Source organism: Flavobacterium frigidum (genome assembly GCF_048286795.2).
In genome coordinates this window covers 139,716-162,155 of the sequence record NZ_JBLVPT020000001.1, presented here as the reverse complement: position 1 = coordinate 162,155, position 22,440 = coordinate 139,716, and the positions used below count along the sequence as shown (strand labels likewise).

At 35.0% G+C, this 22,440-nt stretch carries 19 protein-coding genes; 4 read left to right on the top strand and 15 right to left on the bottom strand.

From position 1 onward, the window contains the following. Window positions 1-129: 129 nt before the first annotated feature. Window positions 130-831 carry a hypothetical protein gene (locus tag ACNQGB_RS00775; RefSeq protein ID WP_417943509.1) on the top strand — a complete coding sequence of 234 codons (702 nt, stop codon included), beginning with the start codon at window positions 130-132 and terminating at the stop codon, window positions 829-831. A gap of 191 nt (window positions 832-1,022) precedes the next feature. On the opposite strand, the gene fabD is transcribed toward ACNQGB_RS00775, so the two are convergent. Then, window positions 1,023-1,898, bottom strand: coding sequence for an ACP S-malonyltransferase (gene fabD, locus ACNQGB_RS00770; protein WP_417943510.1), 876 nt, complete (start codon window positions 1,896-1,898; stop codon window positions 1,023-1,025). Between the two features lie 163 nt (window positions 1,899-2,061). Here fabD and ACNQGB_RS00765 point away from each other — a divergent pair, with 163 nt between their 5' ends. Continuing rightward, window positions 2,062-3,705: a hypothetical protein gene (locus tag ACNQGB_RS00765; protein WP_417943511.1), complete on the top strand. Its 1,644-nt coding sequence runs from the start codon at window positions 2,062-2,064 to the stop codon at window positions 3,703-3,705. A 38-nt stretch (window positions 3,706-3,743) separates the two neighbouring features. Here the strand turns inward: ACNQGB_RS00765 and ACNQGB_RS00760 are convergent, their stop codons facing one another. The 8 genes from ACNQGB_RS00760 to ACNQGB_RS00725 form a co-directional block, all read right to left on the bottom strand. Then, a complete protein-coding gene (locus ACNQGB_RS00760) occupies window positions 3,744-4,061 on the bottom strand; it encodes a DUF6370 family protein (RefSeq protein ID WP_309758625.1) in 318 nt (105 codons plus the stop codon). Window positions 4,062-4,101: 40 nt separating this feature from the next. Further along, window positions 4,102-4,293: a hypothetical protein gene (locus ACNQGB_RS00755; RefSeq protein ID WP_417943512.1), complete on the bottom strand. Its 192-nt coding sequence runs from the start codon at window positions 4,291-4,293 to the stop codon at window positions 4,102-4,104. Between the two features lie 327 nt (window positions 4,294-4,620). Continuing rightward, window positions 4,621-5,781: a formate-dependent phosphoribosylglycinamide formyltransferase gene (gene purT, locus ACNQGB_RS00750; protein ID WP_417943513.1), complete on the bottom strand. Its 1,161-nt coding sequence runs from the start codon at window positions 5,779-5,781 to the stop codon at window positions 4,621-4,623. Between the two features lie 62 nt (window positions 5,782-5,843). Further along, on the bottom strand, window positions 5,844-6,200 hold the full coding sequence (locus ACNQGB_RS00745) for a bleomycin resistance protein (protein WP_417943514.1): 357 nt from the start codon (window positions 6,198-6,200) through the stop codon (window positions 5,844-5,846). 383 nt (window positions 6,201-6,583) lie between these two features. Further along, a complete protein-coding gene (locus ACNQGB_RS00740; RefSeq protein ID WP_417943515.1) occupies window positions 6,584-6,970 on the bottom strand; it encodes a hypothetical protein in 387 nt (128 codons plus the stop codon). 140 nt (window positions 6,971-7,110) lie between these two features. Then, window positions 7,111-7,437, bottom strand: a complete 327-nt coding sequence (locus ACNQGB_RS00735; RefSeq protein ID WP_417943516.1) for a LytR/AlgR family response regulator transcription factor — start codon at window positions 7,435-7,437, stop codon at window positions 7,111-7,113. 334 nt (window positions 7,438-7,771) lie between these two features. Further along, window positions 7,772-8,959 carry a pyridoxal phosphate-dependent aminotransferase gene (locus tag ACNQGB_RS00730; RefSeq protein ID WP_417943517.1) on the bottom strand — a complete coding sequence of 396 codons (1,188 nt, stop codon included), beginning with the start codon at window positions 8,957-8,959 and terminating at the stop codon, window positions 7,772-7,774. 86 nt (window positions 8,960-9,045) lie between these two features. Continuing rightward, window positions 9,046-10,143 carry a fatty acid desaturase family protein gene (locus ACNQGB_RS00725; protein WP_309755075.1) on the bottom strand — a complete coding sequence of 366 codons (1,098 nt, stop codon included), beginning with the start codon at window positions 10,141-10,143 and terminating at the stop codon, window positions 9,046-9,048. 105 nt (window positions 10,144-10,248) lie between these two features. Here ACNQGB_RS00725 and rsmG point away from each other — a divergent pair, with 105 nt between their 5' ends. Then, window positions 10,249-10,878: a 16S rRNA (guanine(527)-N(7))-methyltransferase RsmG gene (gene rsmG / locus ACNQGB_RS00720; protein ID WP_417943518.1), complete on the top strand. Its 630-nt coding sequence runs from the start codon at window positions 10,249-10,251 to the stop codon at window positions 10,876-10,878. Between the two features lie 134 nt (window positions 10,879-11,012). On the opposite strand, the gene pruA is transcribed toward rsmG, so the two are convergent. The 3 genes from pruA to ACNQGB_RS00705 all read right to left on the bottom strand — a co-directional run bounded on the left by pruA (window position 11,013) and on the right by ACNQGB_RS00705 (window position 14,660). Then, window positions 11,013-12,641 carry an L-glutamate gamma-semialdehyde dehydrogenase gene (gene pruA / locus ACNQGB_RS00715; protein ID WP_417943519.1) on the bottom strand — a complete coding sequence of 543 codons (1,629 nt, stop codon included), beginning with the start codon at window positions 12,639-12,641 and terminating at the stop codon, window positions 11,013-11,015. A 285-nt stretch (window positions 12,642-12,926) separates the two neighbouring features. Then, a complete protein-coding gene (gene apaG / locus ACNQGB_RS00710) occupies window positions 12,927-13,313 on the bottom strand; it encodes a Co2+/Mg2+ efflux protein ApaG (RefSeq protein ID WP_309755094.1) in 387 nt (128 codons plus the stop codon). A gap of 81 nt (window positions 13,314-13,394) precedes the next feature. Continuing rightward, the gene (locus tag ACNQGB_RS00705; RefSeq protein ID WP_417943520.1) at window positions 13,395-14,660 is read right to left on the bottom strand and encodes a type IX secretion system plug protein; all 1,266 of its coding nucleotides are present in this window, start codon (window positions 14,658-14,660) and stop codon (window positions 13,395-13,397) included. A 166-nt stretch (window positions 14,661-14,826) separates the two neighbouring features. On the opposite strand from ACNQGB_RS00705, the gene ACNQGB_RS00700 reads away from it, so the two are divergent. Continuing rightward, window positions 14,827-17,637 carry a M16 family metallopeptidase gene (locus tag ACNQGB_RS00700; protein ID WP_417943521.1) on the top strand — a complete coding sequence of 937 codons (2,811 nt, stop codon included), beginning with the start codon at window positions 14,827-14,829 and terminating at the stop codon, window positions 17,635-17,637. 53 nt (window positions 17,638-17,690) lie between these two features. Here ACNQGB_RS00700 and ACNQGB_RS00695 read toward each other — a convergent pair whose 3' ends face one another. From ACNQGB_RS00695 to map, 3 genes are all read right to left on the bottom strand, one after another. Next, window positions 17,691-20,597, bottom strand: a complete 2,907-nt coding sequence (locus ACNQGB_RS00695; RefSeq protein WP_417943522.1) for a DEAD/DEAH box helicase — start codon at window positions 20,595-20,597, stop codon at window positions 17,691-17,693. A gap of 110 nt (window positions 20,598-20,707) precedes the next feature. Beyond that, a complete protein-coding gene (locus tag ACNQGB_RS00690; RefSeq protein WP_325262341.1) occupies window positions 20,708-21,472 on the bottom strand; it encodes a methyltransferase domain-containing protein in 765 nt (254 codons plus the stop codon). Between the two features lie 133 nt (window positions 21,473-21,605). Beyond that, a complete protein-coding gene (map, locus tag ACNQGB_RS00685; protein WP_417943523.1) occupies window positions 21,606-22,424 on the bottom strand; it encodes a type I methionyl aminopeptidase in 819 nt (272 codons plus the stop codon). Between the last annotated feature and the right edge of the window lie 16 nt (window positions 22,425-22,440).

Sequence of the window (22,440 nt, the reverse complement as noted above, 5' to 3'; positions counted from 1 at the left end):
AAGTTGAATAACGATTTTAAAAGAATTCAATTATATTTATTTTGATATACTATAATAAATCATTAAAAAGTATTTTTATGATATTAGAATTCGATTAATAAAAAAGTTTATCATTAAAAAAAAATTATTTTGACAGACATATATTACGATTGCAGTAAAAATGAAGTTAGCGAAATTGTTTGGTTTTTAAAAAATAATTTATCAAAAAAGCCAACACAATTAAATTATCAACTAACACATTATTACTTTAATGCGCAATTTAATATTTCTATTGATATAGAAAAAAAACTTCAAACTATTGCGGATTTGATGAGGATTCATCTTCTTATTACTGAACCTATTAAAGTGATATTACTAAGCAATATTGATGCTGGAAAATTTCAAACAATAGATGGACTAAACTGTATTTTTATAAATGCTAGTACTGTCAATCAGACGTTTAAACAGAAGGTAGCTATTTTAGCTCACGAAATGTCTCACTATCAATTAATTATAAAACATGGTATAGAGAAGAAGAGCGAAAAAGAAAATGAATTATTAACAGAAATTAATGCGATTTATTGTGGTTTTGGCTTTTTGTTATTAGAAGGATACAAATTTAATGAAGTTAAAAAAGGGAATGAAATTTTTAAATCAAAGGTTGGATATATAGACACTAAAGTTGTTAAAGAAGCAATTGTACAAACAGCGTATATTAGAAAACAAAAGCCTCAATGGATTATTGACAACGTACAATTTAATTATAAACTTTATTTTTATTTTAGGTTGTTTAAATTATTTATAGTTTACAAAAAGGCAGTAAAAAAAAGCATCGATAGAAATAAAATATAAAGAGAAGTTAAAACTTTCCGTTGTATGTTTTTAGAAAAACTTGTTTTGTTTTTTTATAAAAATAATCAAGATTATTTGATTTCGGAATTTATAAATAATTATTTTGAAGAAATTAAAGAGTTATTTAAAACAAAAAATCCTCATAAAATTAATTATGAGGACTCTATCTTAAAACTGTTACTAAATTCTAATTATGCATTTGCTGTAACCGCCTCTTTATCAATTTTTCCAATTAAACCAGCTAACACTTTTCCCGGGCCAACTTCTGTAAATAAAGTAGCACCGTCTTGTATCATTTGTTGCACCGATTGTGTCCATTTTACAGGAGCGGTCAACTGAATGATTAAATTTTTCTTGATCTCGTTCGGGTCAGAAACGGCACTTGCTGTTACATTTTGGTATACTGGACAAATAGGAGTTGCGAAAGTAGTGGCTTCAATAGCTGCAGCTAGTTCTTCTCTGGCTGGTTCCATCATCGGAGAGTGGAAAGCGCCACCTACTGGTAAGATTAAGGCTCTTTTGGCACCAGCTTCTTTCATTTTTTCGCAGGCTAATTCAACAGCATTGTATTCGCCAGAAATCACTAGTTGTCCGGGACAGTTATAGTTTGCAGCCACTACAATTCCGTCAATTGAAGCGCAAACTTCTTCAACGATGTTGTCAGCCAATCCTAAAACGGCTGCCATAGTCGAAGGTTTTATTTCGCATGCTTTTTGCATTGCCAACGCTCTTTGGGAAACTAATTTCAATCCGTCCTCAAAAGATAAAGCACCGTTTGCTACCAATGCGGAGAATTCTCCTAAAGAATGTCCCGCTACCATTTCTGGTTTAAAATCGGCACCAAGGGTCTTTGCTAAAATCACTGAGTGCAAGAAAACAGCTGGTTGTGTTACTTTGGTTTCTTTTAATTCTTCGGCAGTTCCTTCAAACATTATGTCTGTGATGCGGAAACCTAAAATTTCATTGGCTTTTTCAAATAATTCTTTCGCAAGTGGATTACTCTTGTATAAGTCTTTACCCATACCTGTAAATTGTGCGCCTTGACCTGGAAATACGTATGCTTTCATATGTTTATTTTAAAAATTGAAAATTACTAGGGATTGAAAATTTATTTCAATCAGCTTGCAAAAATACTATTTTTTTACAAGCGACAGCAGTTTGCTTTTTTTGGAATATCATTGTAACGCTTTTTGAAGTTGTCAGACTAATTGGTACTAAACAACATTTGACATGAGAAAAATTAGCGGTTTCGTTTTTTTATTGGTTTTAGGGTTTTTATTATTTTATGGTAATTTACCCGTTCTCAATTACGGCTTTACGGGTTTTGCTTTTATTTTACTTGTAATTGCTGTTGTTGCAGTACTTTTTTCTACAGGATATGCGATCGCTGGAAAAACCAGTCAGATTAAGATCGTATCCAAACCAAATCGGTTTTTAGTATTTACCGTACTTGTTTTATTAGTGTATTGCATCGTTTTGCCTTTTGCAACAAGCCTAAAAATGTTTCGTTCCGAGTCGTATCAAAAATTAATAGGCGAGGTTAAAAATGGTCAAAAAATCACCAATCACATTGCGCCAATTTCAATTGATAAAATCCGTGTGGTCGATGAGGAGCTTGCCCATCTGCTTGGAGAGAAAATTCTAGGTTCGCAACCCGCTTTGGGGAGTCAAGTAGAGCTTGGGGATTTTTGTATCCAAAAAGTAAATAATAATTTGTATTGGGTAGCGCCATTGTTACATTCTGGTTTTTTTAAATGGTTTAACAATCAAGAAGGAACTGCAGGATATGTTATGGTTTCGGCAACAAATGAACGCGATGTTAGACTAGTGCAGAACGTAGCTGGTAAAGCCATCAAAATTAAGTACCAGCAAGGCGCTTATTTTCAGAGTGATATTCACAGACATGTCTATTTTAATGGCAATGCCACAATAGGTTTAGCTGATTTTAGTTTTGAAATTGATGATGCTGGAAATCCGTATTGGATTATCACTAAATATGCAAAAAAAGTAGGTTTTTCAGGAAAAGAAGCCATAGGTACTCTTGTAGTTAATGCACAATCTGGTGCCATGAGATCCTATAAAATTGCTAAAACTCCAAAATGGGTAGATCGAATTCAGCCCTTGGAATTTATCGAAGACCAATTGAATGATTGGGGTGAATATGTGCATGGATACTGGAATTTTTCGAATGCAGACAAGCTTCAAATCACAGAAGGATTGACATTGGTATATGGAAAAGACAGTAAATCCTATTGGTATACAGGATTGACTTCGGTTGGGAAAGACGAATCAGCGGTAGGCTTTGTATTGGTGGATACCAGAACTAAAGAAACTACTTTTTATAAACAAGGTGGAGCCACTGAATTTGCTGCTCAAAGTTCTGCTCAAGGGAAAGTTCAGGAGAAAGGATATAAGGCTTCATTGCCTATTCCTTATAATATCAACAACATACCAACTTATGTCATGACACTGAAGGATGATGGCGGATTGGTTAAAATGTTTGCGATGGTGGCCATTTCGGATTACACGATTGTGGGCGTTGGCAATACCATGCGAGAAACCTTGACTTCGTTTAAAAACGTTTACAATATGGCAGATAATAAAATAAATCCGAATAGTGTGTCGAATAAAAAATCGCTGAAATCAGTGGTGACCCGAATTCAAAACGATGTCAAAAACGGCAATAGCTTTTATTATTTCAAAGTCAAAGATTATCCTAATATTTTTGTGGGTTCATCCCAAATATCGAATCAACTGCCAGTTACAATAGTGGGTGACAGTATTAAAATTTCTTTTGATGTAGACTTGGAAGAAGTAATTGATATCTCTAGTTTTGATAATATCAATCTCAAATTGAGTATGAAATCGAAGTAATTAAAAAGGGCTTAAAGAATTTTCTTTAAGCCCTTTTTTTATTTTTTTGGTAATAATTTGAATGAGGTGACTTTGAATTTATTGTCGACCACTTTACCAACCACTTCTGCTTTTCTTATGGCAGCACAAAAACCATCTTTGGCATGCGCATCACCATGGGAGTCGATGGAACTTCCATCAACAAAATAGGATTTACCGTCAATGCGAACAGCTAATTCACAACCGTGTCCTTCCATCCCAAACTGACATTGTCCGCATGAAGCTTCAACAATTTGAGGTTTTGGTTCTTCTTTTTTATCCTGAGCGCTAGCAAGTGTTGCAGAGAACAAAAGAGCTAAGTATAATATCTTTTTCATAAATGATTAAATTTTACTTTAGCTAAGATACTGGTTTTTTTTACATCGAATAATTTTTGAACATGTAAATCCACAATATTCTGGAAAGACGAATATTAATAGAAGCCAATGCAATAATCACCACGGCAATGATTGGAATGATTCGTAAATCGAAAGTTTCTTTAAAGAAGAATTGAGCAATAACATAAGTTGCAATTCCTTGCGCTACTGTTAAACCACATTTTACATACATGGCTCCAAAAAAGTAACCGGGTTATTTTTCGAATTTGTAATTGCAATGAGAACACTATTCGTTCATTTGAGGGAATCCAAAATTGAAAAATATACTTTTTTCATTGAAAACTTTGCCTTTAAGGCAACGAGGATAATCATTATTCAGTTATGGATTATTGAATTTGATATCGTGATTAGTATTGGCAAAGGTATTTAAAGGTTCAGTAGAACTTTCAAATGGTTAAACGATAACTTTCAAGATGAAAAAATAGAACGCTGATGACACGGATTTAGCGGATATTTCCCATCTTGTTTTCGTTATAATATTAGAGTTCATTAAATATAATTACGAGTGCACGGTAACCAAACTTGCTGCTTTCTTTGCTTTTTCTACCACTTCTTCAATTGGAGTTTCTAAAGTATCATTGACTAAAGCTACGGCCATTCTTCTATACGGTCTTGAAGATGGTTTGCCAAAGATTCTGAAATCAGTTTTTGGTAAAGCGGAAATATTTTCTATTCCGGAATAGGTTGGATTTGTAGAATTTTCCGAAGCTAAAATTACAGCACTCGCTCCCGCTTTTTCTAATGTAATTTCGAAAATAGGCAAACTCAAAATAGCTCGTAAATGCAATTCGAATTCGTTAAAGTTTTGCGTTCCAGCCAAAGTTACCATTCCTGTATCATGAGGTCGCGGCGATAATTCCGAGAAATAAACACCATCATCAGTTAAGAAAAATTCGACTCCAAAAAGTCCTGCACCGCCTAAAGCTTCGGTTACTTTTTCGGCCATGTCTTGCGCTTCGTACAAATCCTTGTCGGATATTTTGGCGGGTTGCCAGCTTTCCTGATAATCGCCACGTTCTTGACGGTGACCAATTGGCGCACAAAAAAGTGTTGGGTTATTATTTTGTACCACCGTTAATAATGTGATTTCCGAATTGAATTTGACAAAGGCTTCTACAATTACTTCTACCACATCGCCACGGGAACCTTCCACGGCATAATTCCATGCTTTTTCGATATCAGCTTCGGTTTTTATGGTTGATTGTCCTTTTCCGGACGAAGACATTAAGGGTTTTACAACGCAGGGCATTCCAACCGCTTCAACTCCTTTTTGCAATTCCTCGGCAGTGGTGGCGTAGCGATACTTGGCGGTTTTTAAACCTAATTCTTTGGATGCTAAATCCCGAATTGCTTTCCTATTCATCGTGAAGTTTGCCGCTTTCGCAGAAGGAACTATAGTGATTCCTTGTTTCTCGTAATCATAAAAACGCTCGGTTCTAATGGCTTCTATTTCAGGAACGATGAAATCTGGTTGGTGTTTGGCAACGATTTTGTCTAACGCATCTCCGTCTAGCATGTTGATGACTTCAAAATCATGGGCAACTTGCATTGCCGGAGCATTTTCGTAACTGTCTACAGCGATTACGATTTGGCCGATGCGTTGTGCAGCGATTGTAAATTCTTTTCCTAATTCGCCTGAGCCTAGCAATAGTATTTTCATTTTTTTGAAGTCTTAATTAGAATGTAAAAATACTAAATTGCTTTTTTATGACTGCTCATTCACTACAAACTTTGCCCGAAAGTCAATAGATTATGATCCGGATCCAATATCGAAAATTCTTTTTGTCCCCAAGGTTTGATTTCCAGAGGACCATTGGGATGAATGGCAACGCCGTTGTTCAAGAAGTTGATATAGACGGTTTCGATATCCTGCACCCGAATATAAACTCCTGAGTAATTTTCGACAGCATTAATGGTTGCAAACTCAAAAAAATGAATTTCAATGCTGTCTTTTTGCACCATCAAATACCCATCAAAGTCTGCATTACCCCATTCCTGAAAACCCAATTGGTTGATGTAGAAATTCCGTGTAATTGCTTTGTTACGCATGGGTAACTTTGGGTTGATGGCGGTTAGCATGATGGTTTGGGTTTTGATTTGATTATAAAGAACTGTTTACTAAAGTAGAGTGGTCGATTTTACTTCTTTTGTCTCAATATTAAACAAATATTTTTTTGATTTTTTTATAAATATTTTAGGTGATATCTAACATTTGATTTCTTGTATATGTGGCGGATTAAGTAAGTCTAAATTTTCAATTAAATACTGATTTTACAATTACAATACCTACTCAAATTTATACTAAACTTGCTATTTTGCAAATGGCGGTTTGATGATATTTTTTTTTGACTTAAATTAATCAATTTGGTTCAAAAGTTTTTGGAATTTTTTCTGCTCTTTCTCTTTCAAATATGAGCGAAACAATGCTCCATTTTCCCTTATCGAAGAAAAGTTGAATACTATTAATTCCTCTTCTTGCTACTGGTCCATTTTTTTACCAATCTCGTTTCATATGTGCTCCAAACATGTGCAATATTTCCAAATAATCTGACTTCTCTATTGATTTCACTTTCATAAAATGCAGTTTCAATTATCATTGCATCGGTTTCTTTGTGGAAATCTTTCAGCGACATTGTTACTTGTTTTAATTCCCCATTTACGTTGTCCAAATATGAATAAATTGCATTAGGATCATGAATTGATGAATCTCTTCCCCATTGTCTTTTTTCTCCTGCTTCTCCTGAAACGATTTCATAAAATGCTTTGATTATTCCATCGATTGTTAAAACGTCTTTTTCTAACGGATAATTTTTAGTTAATTCTTGTGCTTTTGAATTTTGAGTGGCCATAATTACGATTAAAATTAGTTTTAAAATTGTTTTTTATTTTCTTCTTTGGAGTAAACTAAAACGTAATAAACCTTTTTTAAAAACTTTTTATACAAACGTATTGATTTCTTATTTCGTTATTTCTATTTCTTATTTTGTAATTACAACATGTATTTATTTATAGCCGAATTTAGACATTCTTTGTAACTTTTTCCGACTGCAACTTTTAAGTTCTTTACAATTATATGATTATCTTCTAGAACATCAATGTTAGTTAAATTTACTATGTGCGAATTATGAACTCTCATAAATTCGTTTGGTAAGTTTTCAATTAAATCTTTTAGCGATTTGTAATAAATATATTTTTTATTTTCTGTTGTTTGAATTTCAACATAATTTCCTAAACCTTTAATTACGGTAATTTCGTTGAAATTTAATTTTACTAATTTTTTATCAGTTTTGATAAAAGTAAAATTTTCACTTATCATAGAAGTTTGTTTTTAGTTATTATTCTAAAAGTATAAAATTTAAAACATAAATCATCAGAGATTTCAATATGTTTCTGAATGTGTTAAGAAGTGTAAGTACAGCTCACCAAAATTCCGTACTGCATCAGAATAAATATGATTTTGACAGGGTTTGCGTGAGGGAGTGCAGTGGAAATCCTTTGTATTTTTTCTTTAAAAATATAAAGATTGCAGCGGAAAACCCGACCCTTGTGGTCACGCCCAAAAACAAGAAAACCCCAAGAATATCTTGAGGCTTTGATGATATTGTAAGTTGAATTTTTGACTTTCTAACTTTCGATTTTATGAGATTTGACTATAATGCCAAAGCATCTTTGATTCTTTTTAATGCTTCTTTCAATATCTCGTCGCTGGTTGCATAAGAGAAACGGATACAGTCAGGATTTCCAAAAGCGTCACCTGTTACTGTTGCTACGTTAGCTTCGGACAAAAGATACATTGAAAGATCCATTGCATTTTTGATTTCGGTTCCTTTCAATGTTTTTCCGAAGAAAGAAGAAATGTCTGGGAATACGTAAAAAGCTCCCTCTGGAACGTTGATTTTTACACCTGGAATTTCTTTTAATAATCCTACCACTAAATCTCTACGACTGTGGAAAGCGTCAACCATGTGTTTTAATACACTTGGATCAGAATCTACTGCTGTAATGGTAGCGCGTTGTGCGATAGAATTTGCTCCTGAGGTTACTTGACCTTGAATTTTTGTACACGCTTTAGCGATGAATTCTGGTGCGCCAATATATCCAATTCTCCAACCTGTCATGGCGAAAGCTTTAGCAACTCCGTTTACGGTGATTGTTCTTTCTAACATTCCTGGGATCGATGCGATGCTGCAAAAAGTTCCTGAGAAATTGATGTGCTCGTAGATTTCGTCAGCGACAACATATACGTGTGGGTATTTTTCTAGCACTCTGGCTAATGCCGTTAATTCTTCTCTGTTGTACACAGATCCGCTTGGATTACAAGGGGAACTGAACCACATCATTTTTGTTTTTGGTGTGATCGCCGCTTCTAATTGTTCGGGTGTGATTTTGAAATCAGTATCTACAGATGTAGGAACTTCTACAGGAACGCCACCAGATAATTTCACGATTTCGAAATACGAAACCCAATACGGTGCTGGTAAAATAACTTCGTCACCATCGTTTAACATGACTTGTGCAATGTTATAAAGCGATTGTTTTGCTCCCGTTGAAACTACAATTTGAGACGGTTTGTATTCTAAATCATTGTCTCTTTTGAATTTTCTACAAATAGCTTCTTTTAATTCTAGGTAGCCTTCTACTGGAGAATAGGTGCTGTAATTTTCGTCAATAGCCCGTTTTGCCGCTTCTTTAATAAAATCGGGTGTATTGAAGTCAGGTTCCCCTAAGCTTAAACTAATGATATCTTTCCCTTGCGCTTTTAATTCTCTGGCTAATGCTGCCATAGCCAATGTTTGCGAGGTAGATAAATTGTTTATTCTATCGGATAATGGATTCATTTTAAGTTGGTTGTAGTTAGTTTATTTATTTGATACTGTAGAGATGCACTGCAGTGGATCTCTACAGTTGCCATGCACAACGGAAATTATGCGCTGATTGCTGGGTTTTGGCCCAATTCTTTCAAATGTTTGAAATGAGCAATTACCGCGCTTCGCATTGTTTTGTATTCGTAATACGGCAAGTTGCATTCTTGAGCCGTTTCTTTTACGATTTTTGCAATTTTACCATAATGTACGTGACTGATGTTTGGGAAAATATGGTGCTCAATTTGGTGATTTAACCCTCCGGTGTACCAATTTACGATAGCGTTTTTAGGTGCAAAATTTGTAGTAGTAAACAATTGGTGTATCGCCCAAGTATTGTCCATTTCACCTAATTCATTCGGAGATGGGTTAGTGGTTTCTTCTACCACGTGAGCCAATTGAAATACGATACTTAGGATTAAACCTGCTGTGTAATGCATCACAAAAAAGCCAATAAGCACTTTCCACCACGTAATTCCAATAACGATTGGTAACACGATCCAGATAGAAACATAAATTATTTTGGTAATAATTAAAGTAGTCCAAAGTGTTTTTGGGCTTTTAGCTTCGCCGTACGATAGTTTTCTTTTCAAGTAGCTTCTCATCTGTTTGAAATCAGTTGTAATAGCCCAGTTGAAAGTCAATAATCCATATAAGAAAACAGAATAATATTGTTGAAAACGGTGAAAGTTATACCATTTTGCTTCTTTAGTAAAACGGATAACACGTCCAGCATCTAAGTCTTCATCGTGACCGGGAATGTTAGTATAAGTATGGTGTAATACATTGTGTTGTACTTGCCAGTTGTATACATTTCCTGCTAGCACATAAATAGTACCACCCATGAATTTATTGACCCATGATTTATTAGAATAGGAGCCGTGATTGCCATCGTGCATCACGTTCATTCCCACTCCTGCCATACCAATTCCCATGACAATCGTCAATAGAAGGTGTGCCCAAAATGGCATGCCAAGTGTTAGAATTAAAAAGTAAGGAGCGAGAAAAACGGAAAAGAGAATTATCGTTTTTAGGTATAGTCTCCAATTTCCTGTTTTCTGAATGTTGTTTTCTTTGAAGTAACTGTTAACCCGAGAGTTGAGAGTTCTAAAGAATTTTAAGCTATCTTGTTTAGCAAATGTTGGTGCGGTGTTATTCATATAATAAGTATAAGGTACAAAGGTAATTATTATAAAATTTTGGATATACAAAATTGAGATAAATATTTTAACTGTAAAGTATTACTTTTGTTAAAAAATTGATAGATGGATGAGATTCTAAAGTATTTCCCTGATTTAACTGATATTCAGAAAGAACAGTTCGTAAAATTGGATTTTTTGTACCATGATTGGAATGAAAAAATCAATGTTATTTCTAGAAAAGATATTGACGCTTTGTATACCAAACATATACTGCATTCGTTGGGAATTGCCAAAATTATAAAATTCGAACCAGGAACTTATGTGTTAGATGTAGGAACTGGTGGCGGATTTCCAGGAATTCCCTTGGCGATTCTTTTTCCAGAAACCCGTTTTCATTTGATTGATATTATTGCCAAGAAAATTAAAGTGGTTCAGGCGGTTGCGGATGGTTTAGAATTAAAAAATGTAAAAGCAGAACAATTACGTGCCGAAAATGTAAAAGGCGATTTCGATTTTATCGTGAGTCGTGCCGTGACGAATATGCCGGATTTTGTTTCTTGGGTGAAAACTAAAATCAAAAAGAACAACAAACACGAATTGAAAAACGGAATTCTCTATTTAAAAGGAGGCGACTTAACCGAAGAGTTAAAAGATTTCCCGAAAGCTACCGAGTACAACTTAGCTGATTTTTTCGAAGATGAATTTTTTGAAACTAAAAAAGTAGTGCACTTGCCGTTGAAGTTTACGGTTTAGTCTTAAGGTCGAAAGTCATAAAGTCTAAAGAAAGAATTAAATAAAAAAAAGCCGAATCTAAATTTTAGATTCGACTTTTCGATAGTAACTAAAGCGCTTTAAGACTTCCGAACTTCAAACTTTAGGACTGCTAATTATTCTCCCAAAAACGGGTACCTGTAATCAATTGGAGTAACAAAAGTTTCTTTTATTGTTCTAGCCGAAGTCCAACGCAATAAGTTTTGCATAGAACCAGCTTTATCATTGGTTCCTGATCCTCTTGCTCCACCAAATGGTTGCATTCCTACAATTGCTCCAGTTGGTTTATCATTGATGTAGAAGTTACCAGCAGCATTTTGCAGTTTTACTGTTGCTTCTTCGATAGCATAACGATCTTGACTGAAAACAGCACCTGTCAAAGCGTATTCTGATGTAGTGTCAACTAAATCCAAAGTCTCCGCCCATTTGGCATCTTCGTATACATAAATAGTAACTACGGGTCCAAATAATTCGGTTTCCATAGTCGAGTATTTTGGGTTTGTGGTCAAGATAACTGTAGGTTCAATAAAGTACCCTTTTGATTTATCATAATTCCCACCCATAATTACTTCTGCATCAGTGTCTTTCTTAGCTTGATCAATAGCTCGCGCTAATTTATCAAATGAACCTTCAGAGATTACAGCAGTAATAAAGTTGCTCATATCCTCTGGAGAACCCATTTTCATTGATTTTAAATCGGCTTCTAACTCTGCTTTTACAGTTGGCCATAAACTTTGCGGGATGTAAACACGAGAGGCAGCACTACATTTTTGACCTTGATACTCAAAAGCACCACGAGCAATTCCTGTACTGACTTGTTTTGAATTAGCAGACGGATGTGCGATAATAAAATCTTTACCACCTGTTTCTCCTACAATTCTTGGGTAGGTTTTGTATTTGCTGATGTTGGTTCCAATTTTTGCCCAAATGTCATTAAAAACGCCTGTAGATCCTGTGAAGTGTACTCCTGCAAAATCTGGACTGGCCAATAAGGTTTTGGTAATCATTCCAGAGTCTCCCATAACCATGTTGATCACTCCATTAGGCAATCCTGCTTCCTTAAATATTTGCATCAATAAGTTAGCAGAATACACTTGCGTTGCGGCAGGTTTCCAAACGACTACATTCCCCATTAAGGCAGCGCTAGTAGGCAAGTTTCCTGCAATTGCTGTAAAGTTGAAAGGAGTAATAGCGTATACAAATCCTTCAAGAGGTCTATATTCTACACGGTTCCACATGTCTGAGGTAGACTTTGGTTGCTCGTTGTAGATTTGTGTCATGTATTGTACGTTGAAACGCAAAAAGTCAATTAATTCACAAGAAGCATCAATCTCTGCTTGATATACCGTTTTAGATTGCGCAATCATGGTTGCTGCATTGATTTTAGCTCGGTATGGTCCGGCTAATAGCTCCGCTGCTTTTAGAAAAATTCCAGCGCGTTGTTCCCAGGCCATATTTGCCCAAGCCGTTTTAGCTTGAAGTGCAATTGCAATTGCGTCTTCAATATGTGATTTTTGGGCTTGGTGATACGTACCCACGATGTGTTTGTGATCGTGTGGTGCTGACATTATTTTTGTATCTCCAGTTCTAACTTCTTCGTTTCCGATATACAGCGGAACATCAATTTTAGAATTCCACATTGCTGCGTAGGCTGCATTGACAGCTGCTCTTTCTGGAGAGTTCAGTGCGTAGCTTTTTACGGGCTCGTTGACTGCTTTTGGTACATGAAAAAATCCTTTTAACATATTTGTAAAATTATAAAATTAGAAAATGGGTGTTGTGTTTTGTAACTAAAATACAAAAGTACAAAGGTTTCTTTAAAGAAATGATATTTTTAGACCTAAACTAAAACGGATGAAAAGGAATATTCGTCTGATAGCCCTGATAGAAATGGAAAGCTTTTTGCGGTCTCATTATATTTTTTCTTGACAAATAAGAGCGACCCTAGAAGCTCCTGATTTGTTTAGAAAAAAATAAAGGAGTAAGAAAAAACTTGAAATGAATAGCAGGATTAGCTCCTATTTATAAAATTAGTTCAACGCAAATGGGGCGCACAACCTAAAAGTGGGAACGATCACTTTGAAGTTTCTTGTAGAAGTAAAATTGATCATGTTGAAGTATCCTTTCATAGCGCCGTACGGAGATGATAGCAGGCAGCCAGAGCTGTACGTGTGTTGCTCGCCGGGTTTTAATACTGGTTTTTTACCAATTACTCCTTCGCCATCGACTATTTCGATTTCATTTAAGGAATCAAAAATTTCCCAGTGTCGTGTAATCAGTTGCACGGAATCTTTACTGTGGTTTTCGATTGTGATTACATAACTAAAGGCAAAATGAATCTTATAGTTTTTGAAGTAGGTACCTTCAAAACTAGTCAATACTGATATTTTTATGCCTCTTGTTATTTGAGAAACCATATAAAATGTATGAATTTTTAATTATTATTGACAAATTTACAAAAAATTGAATTTGTTTTGGTTAATTCTCAAAAAGTTTTTTTAGTTGACGATGTTTATAGAGTTTGCGTTTCCTTTCCCTATTACGCGATCATAACGGTCTATGTTTTCCCTGTAATAGACCAATGCAGTGTACTCATTTTCAGTTTGATAGAAGTTTCCGTCGATTGCATTTTCATGGTCGATCACTCCTCTCTCATCTGCTATGGTATATTTGTAGTTTGTAAATCCTTGTTTGACCAAAATAGCTTTTTCATAAATGCTTTTTTGTACATTATAATTCATTTTGTATTCTGGGGTTATGCTGTAATTATTAAACATTCCGCCAATATAAATATCTTTTTTTAGTCTAAAAGTTGGAGCCGAAAGGGTAAAATAAACCCATAAATAATCTGCTTCGATTTCAGGATTATTGGCATTTACATTAGTAGGAACAAAATCACCATTTACATCTTGGGTAAAGGAATAAGGGAAGTTGGCTCGCGCGGCATTAGTATACAAGTGAGACCCATAAATAGGCGTGTTTGAGTCAATTTTTGCTATATTATTTGCTGCAGAGCGAATGTCTTTGTTTTCAAAAAATAAAAATTCATTCCCTGCCCAAAATTGTGTCTCAGGATCGTATTTATACATGAGATCATTCCCAATCGTGTATTGTGGGACTATATTTTTGATGGCAGTATTAAATTGTCCGTTTTGTAGCAGCAACACGCGAACATTTTTCATTGGATTTTGGAAAGTAAATTGATTAGATTTTATACTAAACTCTAAATTGTGTTTCATTTCGATACTATTTACTGTCCGCGCGCGCTTGACTTGCATTGGGACAGTAGCTAGATCTTCATATAAAATGAACTTTCTAGAAAAAACTACGTCTTTATTTTCGTCTAAAACTTTAAGGATGTAATTCCCGCTGATGCGCAATTGCTGTGTAAACTGGTTGGGAATCGATACTTTATAGTGCGAGTAGATTTGCAAGGTGTTGAATGAATTTGTGTAATCTTGAATTCTTTGATTGTCAAATCCCTGTAAATATTCGTTTTTTGGAATTGGGGTAGCAACCCAATTGTAATCACAATGAATTATTTCGTAATAATAATTGGCTTCATTGCCAAAAAGATCATCAAACTGGAGTTGAAAACCCTCTCCAAGTTTGAAAATTGGAATCACATTTCGGTCACTTTGCAAGAAAGAAATGGTTTTGATGTTGTAAGGCGCAGTGGTTTCTTTTTCGGATTGAGCAAGGGTAGAATTGATTGTGAATCCACAAAGAAAAAAGAAAACTATTTTAAGAAAAGGGTTTGTCATTTTGCAGCACTTAAGAGGTTGTAAATATAGCGAATACTGTTCGTTTTTACACGATTATCTATTGTCTAAGGGAAATATAATTTGTGTGTAATTTCTGTTAATTAAAATATAATATTTTAAATGTTAAGAGTAATCGTATTATTTTTGATTCAAATAAACAAAAACTATGAAACAAATCAACAAAGTAGTATTGGGTGCAATGCTATTTCCTTTAGCTGTTTTTGCACAGCAAATGGATTATTCAAAAGCAATTCCTTTTGATTCAACTGTAAAAACAGGCAAGCTTGAAAATGGCTTAACCTATTACATCAAGAAAAATGCCAAACCAGAAAAGAAAGTAGATCTTAGGTTGGTAGTGAACGCAGGTTCTATTTTAGAAACCGACGACCAACAAGGATTGGCGCATTTTATGGAGCACATGTGTTTTAATGGAACCAAACGTTTTCCAAAAAACCAATTGGTCGACTATTTACAAAGTATTGGTGTTAAATTTGGACAGCATTTAAATGCGTATACTAGTTTTGACGAAACGGTTTATTTTTTACCAATTCCATCTGATGATCCTGAAAAATTAGAAAAAGGTTTTCAAATTATCGAAGACTGGGCATTCAATACTGTTTTGACACCAGAAGAAATTGATAAAGAAAGAGGCGTAGTTCTAGAGGAATACAGACTAGGTTTAGGAGCTGGAAAAAGAATGATGGGTCGTTATCTTTCTAAAATGATGCATGATTCTCATTATGCAGAGCGTTTGCCAATAGGTCAAAAAGAAGTGCTAGAAAAATTCAAGCACCAATCGTTAGTTAATTTTTACAAAGATTGGTACCGACCAAATCTAATGAGTGTTATTGTAGTAGGAGATATTGATGTTGTAGAAATGGAGAAGAAAATTATTTCTCATTTTGCTACTTATAAAAATCCTGCTAAGGAAAAACCGAGAAAAATATATGATGTTCCTAATCACAAGGAAACTTTTGTAGCGGTAGAGAGTGACAAAGAAGCTTCAAGTGCGCAAGTACAGTTGCTTTATAAAGATTACGGCGCTCCAAAACAAATGACCACTGTGGGAGATTTTAAAAATTCTCTTGTTGAAGGATTATTTGCAACCTTGTTAAATTCACGATTAGATGAGCTAACCAATTCAGCAACTCCTCCTTTTACTTATGGTTATTCCTATTATGGTGGGACTTTTGCAAGAACCAAAAAAGGATATCAATCTGTGGCGATGTCACAAGAGGATAAGCAGCTAGCGGCGTTGAAAGTTTTGGTAACTGAAAATGAAAGAGCAAAGAAATTTGGATTTACAGAAGGTGAATTAAACCGTGCAAAATCAGAATTTTTAGCTTCAACTGAAAAAAGCTATAACGACAGAAATAAAACGAACTCCATTAATTTTGTTGGAGAGTTTCAGGCTAATTTCTTAGAGAAGGAACCGGTTCCAGGAATCGAATGGACGTATGAAACTTTAAAACAAATCATTCCTTTGATTACAGTAGCAGATGTAAATGGCTTGATTAAAGAATATGTAAAAGAGGATAATCGTGTCATTATTTTGACAGGGCCAGAAAAAGCAGGTTTGAAAAAAGTCACTGAACAAGAGGTACTTGATGCTTTAAAAGTGAATTCAGATGAACTAAAACCCTATGAAGACGTTGCTGTTGCCACTAGTTTACTCCGTAATGAAGTAAAATCAGGTAGCATTGTGAGTCGTGAAAGCAATCCAAAAATTGGGACTAAAACACTAGTATTATCAAATGGTGTGAAAGTTACCTATAAGAATACAGATTTTAAAAACGATGAAGTTCTTTTTGAAGCAGTAAGTCTTGGTGGATCTAATTTGTATTCGAATGAGGAGATGAAGAAAGTTCAGTTTGCAAACGGAGCTTTGGCAGAAGCCGGATTCTCAGGATTAAAATTGAATGACATCAATAAATTCATGACGGGTAAAATCGCAAGAGTGAATCCTTACATTGGTGGCACTACAGAAGGTTTACGTGGATCTGCAACACCAAAGGATTTAGAGTATCTTTTTCAGATGACATACGCTTATTTTACGGATTTGAATTTAGATCCCGAAGCTTTTGAAGCTTTTAAACAAAAGCAATCTAGTTTTTTTAAGAATATGGCTTCTACACCACAAAACTATTTTCAACAAGAGTTTTATACCTACTTGAACAAGGAGAATCCAAGATTCAACGGGGTCATGCCTACTGATAAATCTTGGGCAGATACAGATTATAAACTAGCGTATGAGAAATACAAAGAGCGTTTTGCAAATGCAGCAGATTTTGAATTTTTCTTCGTAGGAAATGTAGATGATGCTACAATTGAGGCCTATGCTGCTAAATATTTAGCGTCATTGCCTACAACAGATAAAAAAGAGAAAACTGTAGATTTAGGATACCGCATGTTAAAAGGCGACTTGAAAAAAGTGGTTAACAAAGGAACAGATCCTAAAAGTAATGTGACCATTATGTTCTATGGTGATGCTAAATATTCACCTAAAGATGCTATGAGCATGCAAGCATTAGGCGAGGTTTTGACTATCAAGTTAATTGAGCAATTGCGCGAAAATGAAAGTGGTGTTTATGGTGTTTCTGCGCGAGGCATTATGAATAAAATTCCAAACGGATCGTACAGTTTTAACATTGGTTTCCCATGCGGACCGGACAATGCAGAGAAATTAACTGCTTCTGCGTTGAAAGAATTACAAAACATCATTGATAACGGTCCAGATGAAAAAGATGTAGCTAAATTCAAGGAAGGTGAATTGGCTGATTTTAGAAAAGATAGCAAAGAAAACAGATATTGGCTGTCTAATTTAACTAGGTCTTACACTAATGGAAACAGTCCAGAAGACGTATTGAAATTTGAGGAAATGGTTAATGCAGTTACTGCGAAGGATCTTCAGAACATTGCAAAACAATACCTTACTAAAGATAAAGTTATTGGAATGTTGATGCCAGAGAAAAAATAATTTTTTTAGTCTCAAAACTAAAACCTGCTATTTCATTGAAGTAGCAGGTTTTTTTATGCTAAAATAAAATCTAAATTTTCTTCAATTTCCGGGCTGATGTGGTTTTCATCCAGCAGTGCATCCGAAAGTAGTTTTTTGTTTTCTTGTAATCGAATGATTTTTTCCTCCACCGTATTCTTGGTAATGAATCGTACGACATTCACTTTGTTCAACTGTCCAATACGATGCGCGCGGCCAATTCCTTGCTTTTCAGCAAAGGGATTCCACCAAGGATCCAAAAACAAAACATAAGAAGCTTTGGTAATATTGAGTCCTACGCCACCCGCTTTTAAGGAAATGAAAAACAATTTTGAGCGCTCTTGTTCTTGAAATTTTTGCACTTGATATGCGCGTTCATTTTGTGGGGTTGCGCCAGTGAGTTCGCAAAAATCAATTTTGTTTTCGATGCTCCATTTTTTATAAAATTCCAAGTTAGACACAAACGAACTGAACACAATCGTTTTTTGATTGGATTGCACCAAGGTTTCCAAATAACGCGTCACCGCAATATATTTTCCTGAATCAAGTTCTGATTTTTTATCAATCATTTTAGGGTGATTGCTCAATTGTCTCAAACGCATCAACGTATTGATAATATTGATTTTGTCAATGCCAGAACCATCGGTTTTTAAGAGTGCATTTCTCGCTTTTGACTTTTCTTCTTCGTATAATTTCTCTTGTTCGGGTTCCATATCACAATAGAAAACTTGTTCCGAAAGTTCCGGTAAGTCTTTTAAAACTTGTTCTTTGGTCCGACGTAAAATAAACGGACTGACTAGGTTTTTTAGCTCCAGCAGACTAGTTTCGTCTTGTTTTTTCTCAATGGGAATTTTATAATGCTCGGCAAAAAAAGCGTAACTCCCCAAAATATTCGGATTGATAAATTGCATTTGAGACCACAAATCGTCTAATGAGTTTTCGATAGGAGTACCGCTCAACGAGATTTTATGAGTCGTTTTTATTTGGTTTATAGCCTTAAAAATTTTCGAGTTTTTATTTTTGATGTATTGACTTTCGTCCAAAATCAAAAAACGAAATTGGTACTTTTCTAAAATGGAAAGATCTCTTGCTAACACCGCATAACTCGTGAAGATCAAGTCGTATTTTTCTAATTTTTTAGAAATTAGCTTTCGATCTTGTCCCACATATTGAACTCTCCTAAAATGAGGCGTAAACTTTCTAGCTTCGTTATACCAGTTGAACACCAAAGAGGAGGGAAGTACAATCAAGGCTTTTAGGTATTCTTTGGCAACAGTAATTTCGTTTCCAAACAAATCGAGTTGGATATTTTCTGCTTTTTCAAAATCTAATTTTTCTTGTACAGCGACCAGTGTAGATAAGGTTTGCAATGTTTTTCCTAATCCCATGTCATCGGCCAAGCAAGCGCCTAATCCGTTGTTGTAATGTTCAAGAAGCCATTGTACACCTTCTATTTGGTAGGGTCGCAACGAAGCTTTAACCAAACCCGAAGGTTGGTATTGAACAGTTTCTTTTACATGTAAGGTTTGTTTTAATTGCGGGATATCTTCAAAAACAGCAAAATTACTTTTGAGAACCGCGATAGTTCCATTGTTAATTTTAGCCAGTTTTGCCATGGCTCCGTACCGTGTCATCCATTCTAATGGGATCAAAAAATAATTCCCGTTGGGTAAGGGAAACAAGCGATTTTGGCTTTTTATATTCGGAATCAACTCGCTAAAATTGAATTCAAAATCATCAGAAATCACAGTCATTTTAATATCGAACCAATCGTTTTGAATGCTGTTTGAAAATGCAATGGTTACTTCGCTGTTATCAATTTTCTTTCCGTCGATTTTTAGATTTTCTAATGAAAAACCTAATGATTCTAATTTTTCTCGATGGGCTAATATCCATTGAATACAAGCATAAGCATCCTTTTGTTCTGGTTTTTGTATAAGCCCAAAAAGATGGTTTTCTTGTTTGCTAAGCCCAAGCGCTTGTAATGATTCATTAAATGTATCTTCAGCTTGACTGCGCTTGTATTGGATTAGTTTTATATTTCCCAAGTCTTTTAATTCAATTTCCGAATGCGTGTTTTTGCTTTTAGTGGCATCAAAAACGTATCCGTCATAATCAAATAAAAGACTGATAAAGTATTTGTTTTTAAAAAAATCATGCACCAATTGTAGGTTGCAGGAACGAACAGCAGTTTGAGTTATAACTTCAAAACCCGTAGCGCTTATGTCAACTTTTTTGGCAATGTCTTTAATGAATTTTTCAAAATAGTCTGGGACTAATTTCGAAGGAATTTCTATTATTTTTTTGGTCAAAAAAGGCGTAATTTTTTTCGAGTTGATGTTCTTTACAGTATACAGTTTATGATGTGCGATCAACCATCCTGGTTCATCTAAGAGCAATGTGATTGCGGTAGTAGAAGGATAAAAAGTAGTGCCTTCGTCCTTTAAAAATAAGGTGTAGGAAATTCCGTTTTCGTGTTTGTCAAAATGCAGTTCGGTTTCCAAATCTGGATTTTGAGTCCCGATGCGGCTGATGCGAAAATCTTTTTCTTTGCCTAAGTTTAGCGAAAGTGCAAAATCATGGTCTTTGATGAGGTTGTAAAATTGTGCTAAGCTTATTTTTATAAATTGCTCAATACCCAATTTTATTTTATCGTCTTTTAGGATGTCTTCAATTTTTTTGGTCGATTTGCTTTTGGTTCGGTATTTTTTGAACAAGGCCTCAGGTTGCAATACCTCGCAAAGCGAAAGTATTTTTTGTGTAGTGCTATCTAAATTCCCAACCGTTATCCCCATGCTTTGAAGGACTTCTGGACTTGCTTTTTTTTCTAAATAAGTGATGGTATCCGCATGTCCAACCACATACGAATTAGGAATATAGCAATTGAGTTTTGCTTCAAAAGTAAGGTCAAAGCAAAACTTGAAATTATTTTTGGTTTCCAAAAGCAATAAGATATTTAATTGTTAGGTTTTTTAAATACGAATTCCACAAATTAACACATATAAATTTGTGCAAATTTGTGGAATCTGTGTTGGAATATATTTTACAATAATTATTTAAAACAAACTGGTATGATTTCACCTTTGGCCAAACAGTATTTTTCTACTAATTCAGGAGCGATTTTGTTCGTGTAATCCTCTTCGACTACAGTAAACCCGATACTTCTTAATTTGTCGAAATAATCGCGACCGTAAATACGCACGTGGTCGTATTGTCCAAATATTTTAGCGCGTTCTTTTTGGTCGGTAATGCTGTCATCTGCAAATGTTGTCGCTCTTTTTAAATCTTGCGGAATTTGTAAAATGGCCATTCCACCGGGCTTCAATACGCGATACAATTCCTGCATGGCTTTGGTATCATCTGGAATGTGTTCCAAAACGTGGTTGCACAAAATCACATCGTATTGATTGTCTTCAAAAGGCAAATTACAAATATCTGCTTTTACATCCGCAAGTGGCGAAAACAAATCAGTAGTGGTATAATCTAAGTTTTTTTGTTTGCGGAACAATTTATAAAAAGCTTGTTCTGGAGCAAAATGCAAGACTTTTTTGGGCGCTGTAAAAAAATCAGTCTGTTCGTTGAGGTACAGCCACAATAAACGGTGTCTCTCTAAAGAAAGTGTACTTGGCGAAAGTACGTTGTTACGCTGCGTTTCGTAACCATAAGGCAACATCGATTTGAAACTTTTTCCGTCAATAGGATCAGTAAATTTATTACCTTTTAATGAAAAAGCAATGATAGGTCGCGCAACATAACTTAAACGGATAAGTAATGGACGTGGTATGGTATTGAGTATTAATTTAAAAAGTTTTTTCATGTTTGTTTAGAAAGTTTCACTTCTATAAATTTAGAATTTCTTATATGACCTTAAATGACTTATATGTTTAACTTTTTTTTGAAACATATAAGTCATTTAAGGTCATGTAATTTAGTTTTAATTGCTAAGTTTTTCAGAAGACCAGCGGCACTCTTCTAAACTCATCTTCTTCATTACTCACAATTCCTAGCGCTTGATACACGTAAGCAAAAGTGGATAAAATTTCTGGTTTACCGTCAATGATAGCTACATCATGTTCAAAGTGGGCGCTTGGTTTGCCATCGGCAGTAGTTATTGTCCAACCGTCTTTGTGCTGTTTGATGTTTCTAGTTCCCATGTTGATCATCGGCTCTATGGCAACCACCATACCTTCTACAAAAAGTTTTCCTCGTCCTTTTTTACCGTAATTTGGCATTTCAGGATCTTCGTGCATTTTTTGGCCTAAGCCATGACCTACAAGTTCACGTACTACACCATAACCGTGGGCTTCGGTATATTTTTGAATAGCATTACCCACATCTTCTACACGATTGCCTAGACGGAGTTCGCGAATTCCCGCGTACAAAGATTCCTTAGTAACTTGTAATAGTTTTTTTGTTTCGGGAGCTACTTCGCCTATTTCAAAAGAATACGCATGATCACCGTGGTATCCGTTTTTGAAAGCGCCACAATCTACAGAGATTACATCACCACTTTCTAGTGGTTTATTGTTAGGAATTCCATGTACCACTTGTGAGTTTGGACTCATGCAAAGTGAATTTGGAAAGCCGTATAATCCCAAGAAACTGGGCACTGCGCCATGATCACGAATAAATGCTTCGGCTAGTTTATCAAGGTATAGGGTAGTGACTCCTTCTTTTATTTCAGAAGCAATCATTCCTAAAGTTTTGGATACGATCAACGCACTTTCGCGCATCAACTCTATTTCTTCACGTGATTTTACAATAATCATATTTTCGAATTTTCAG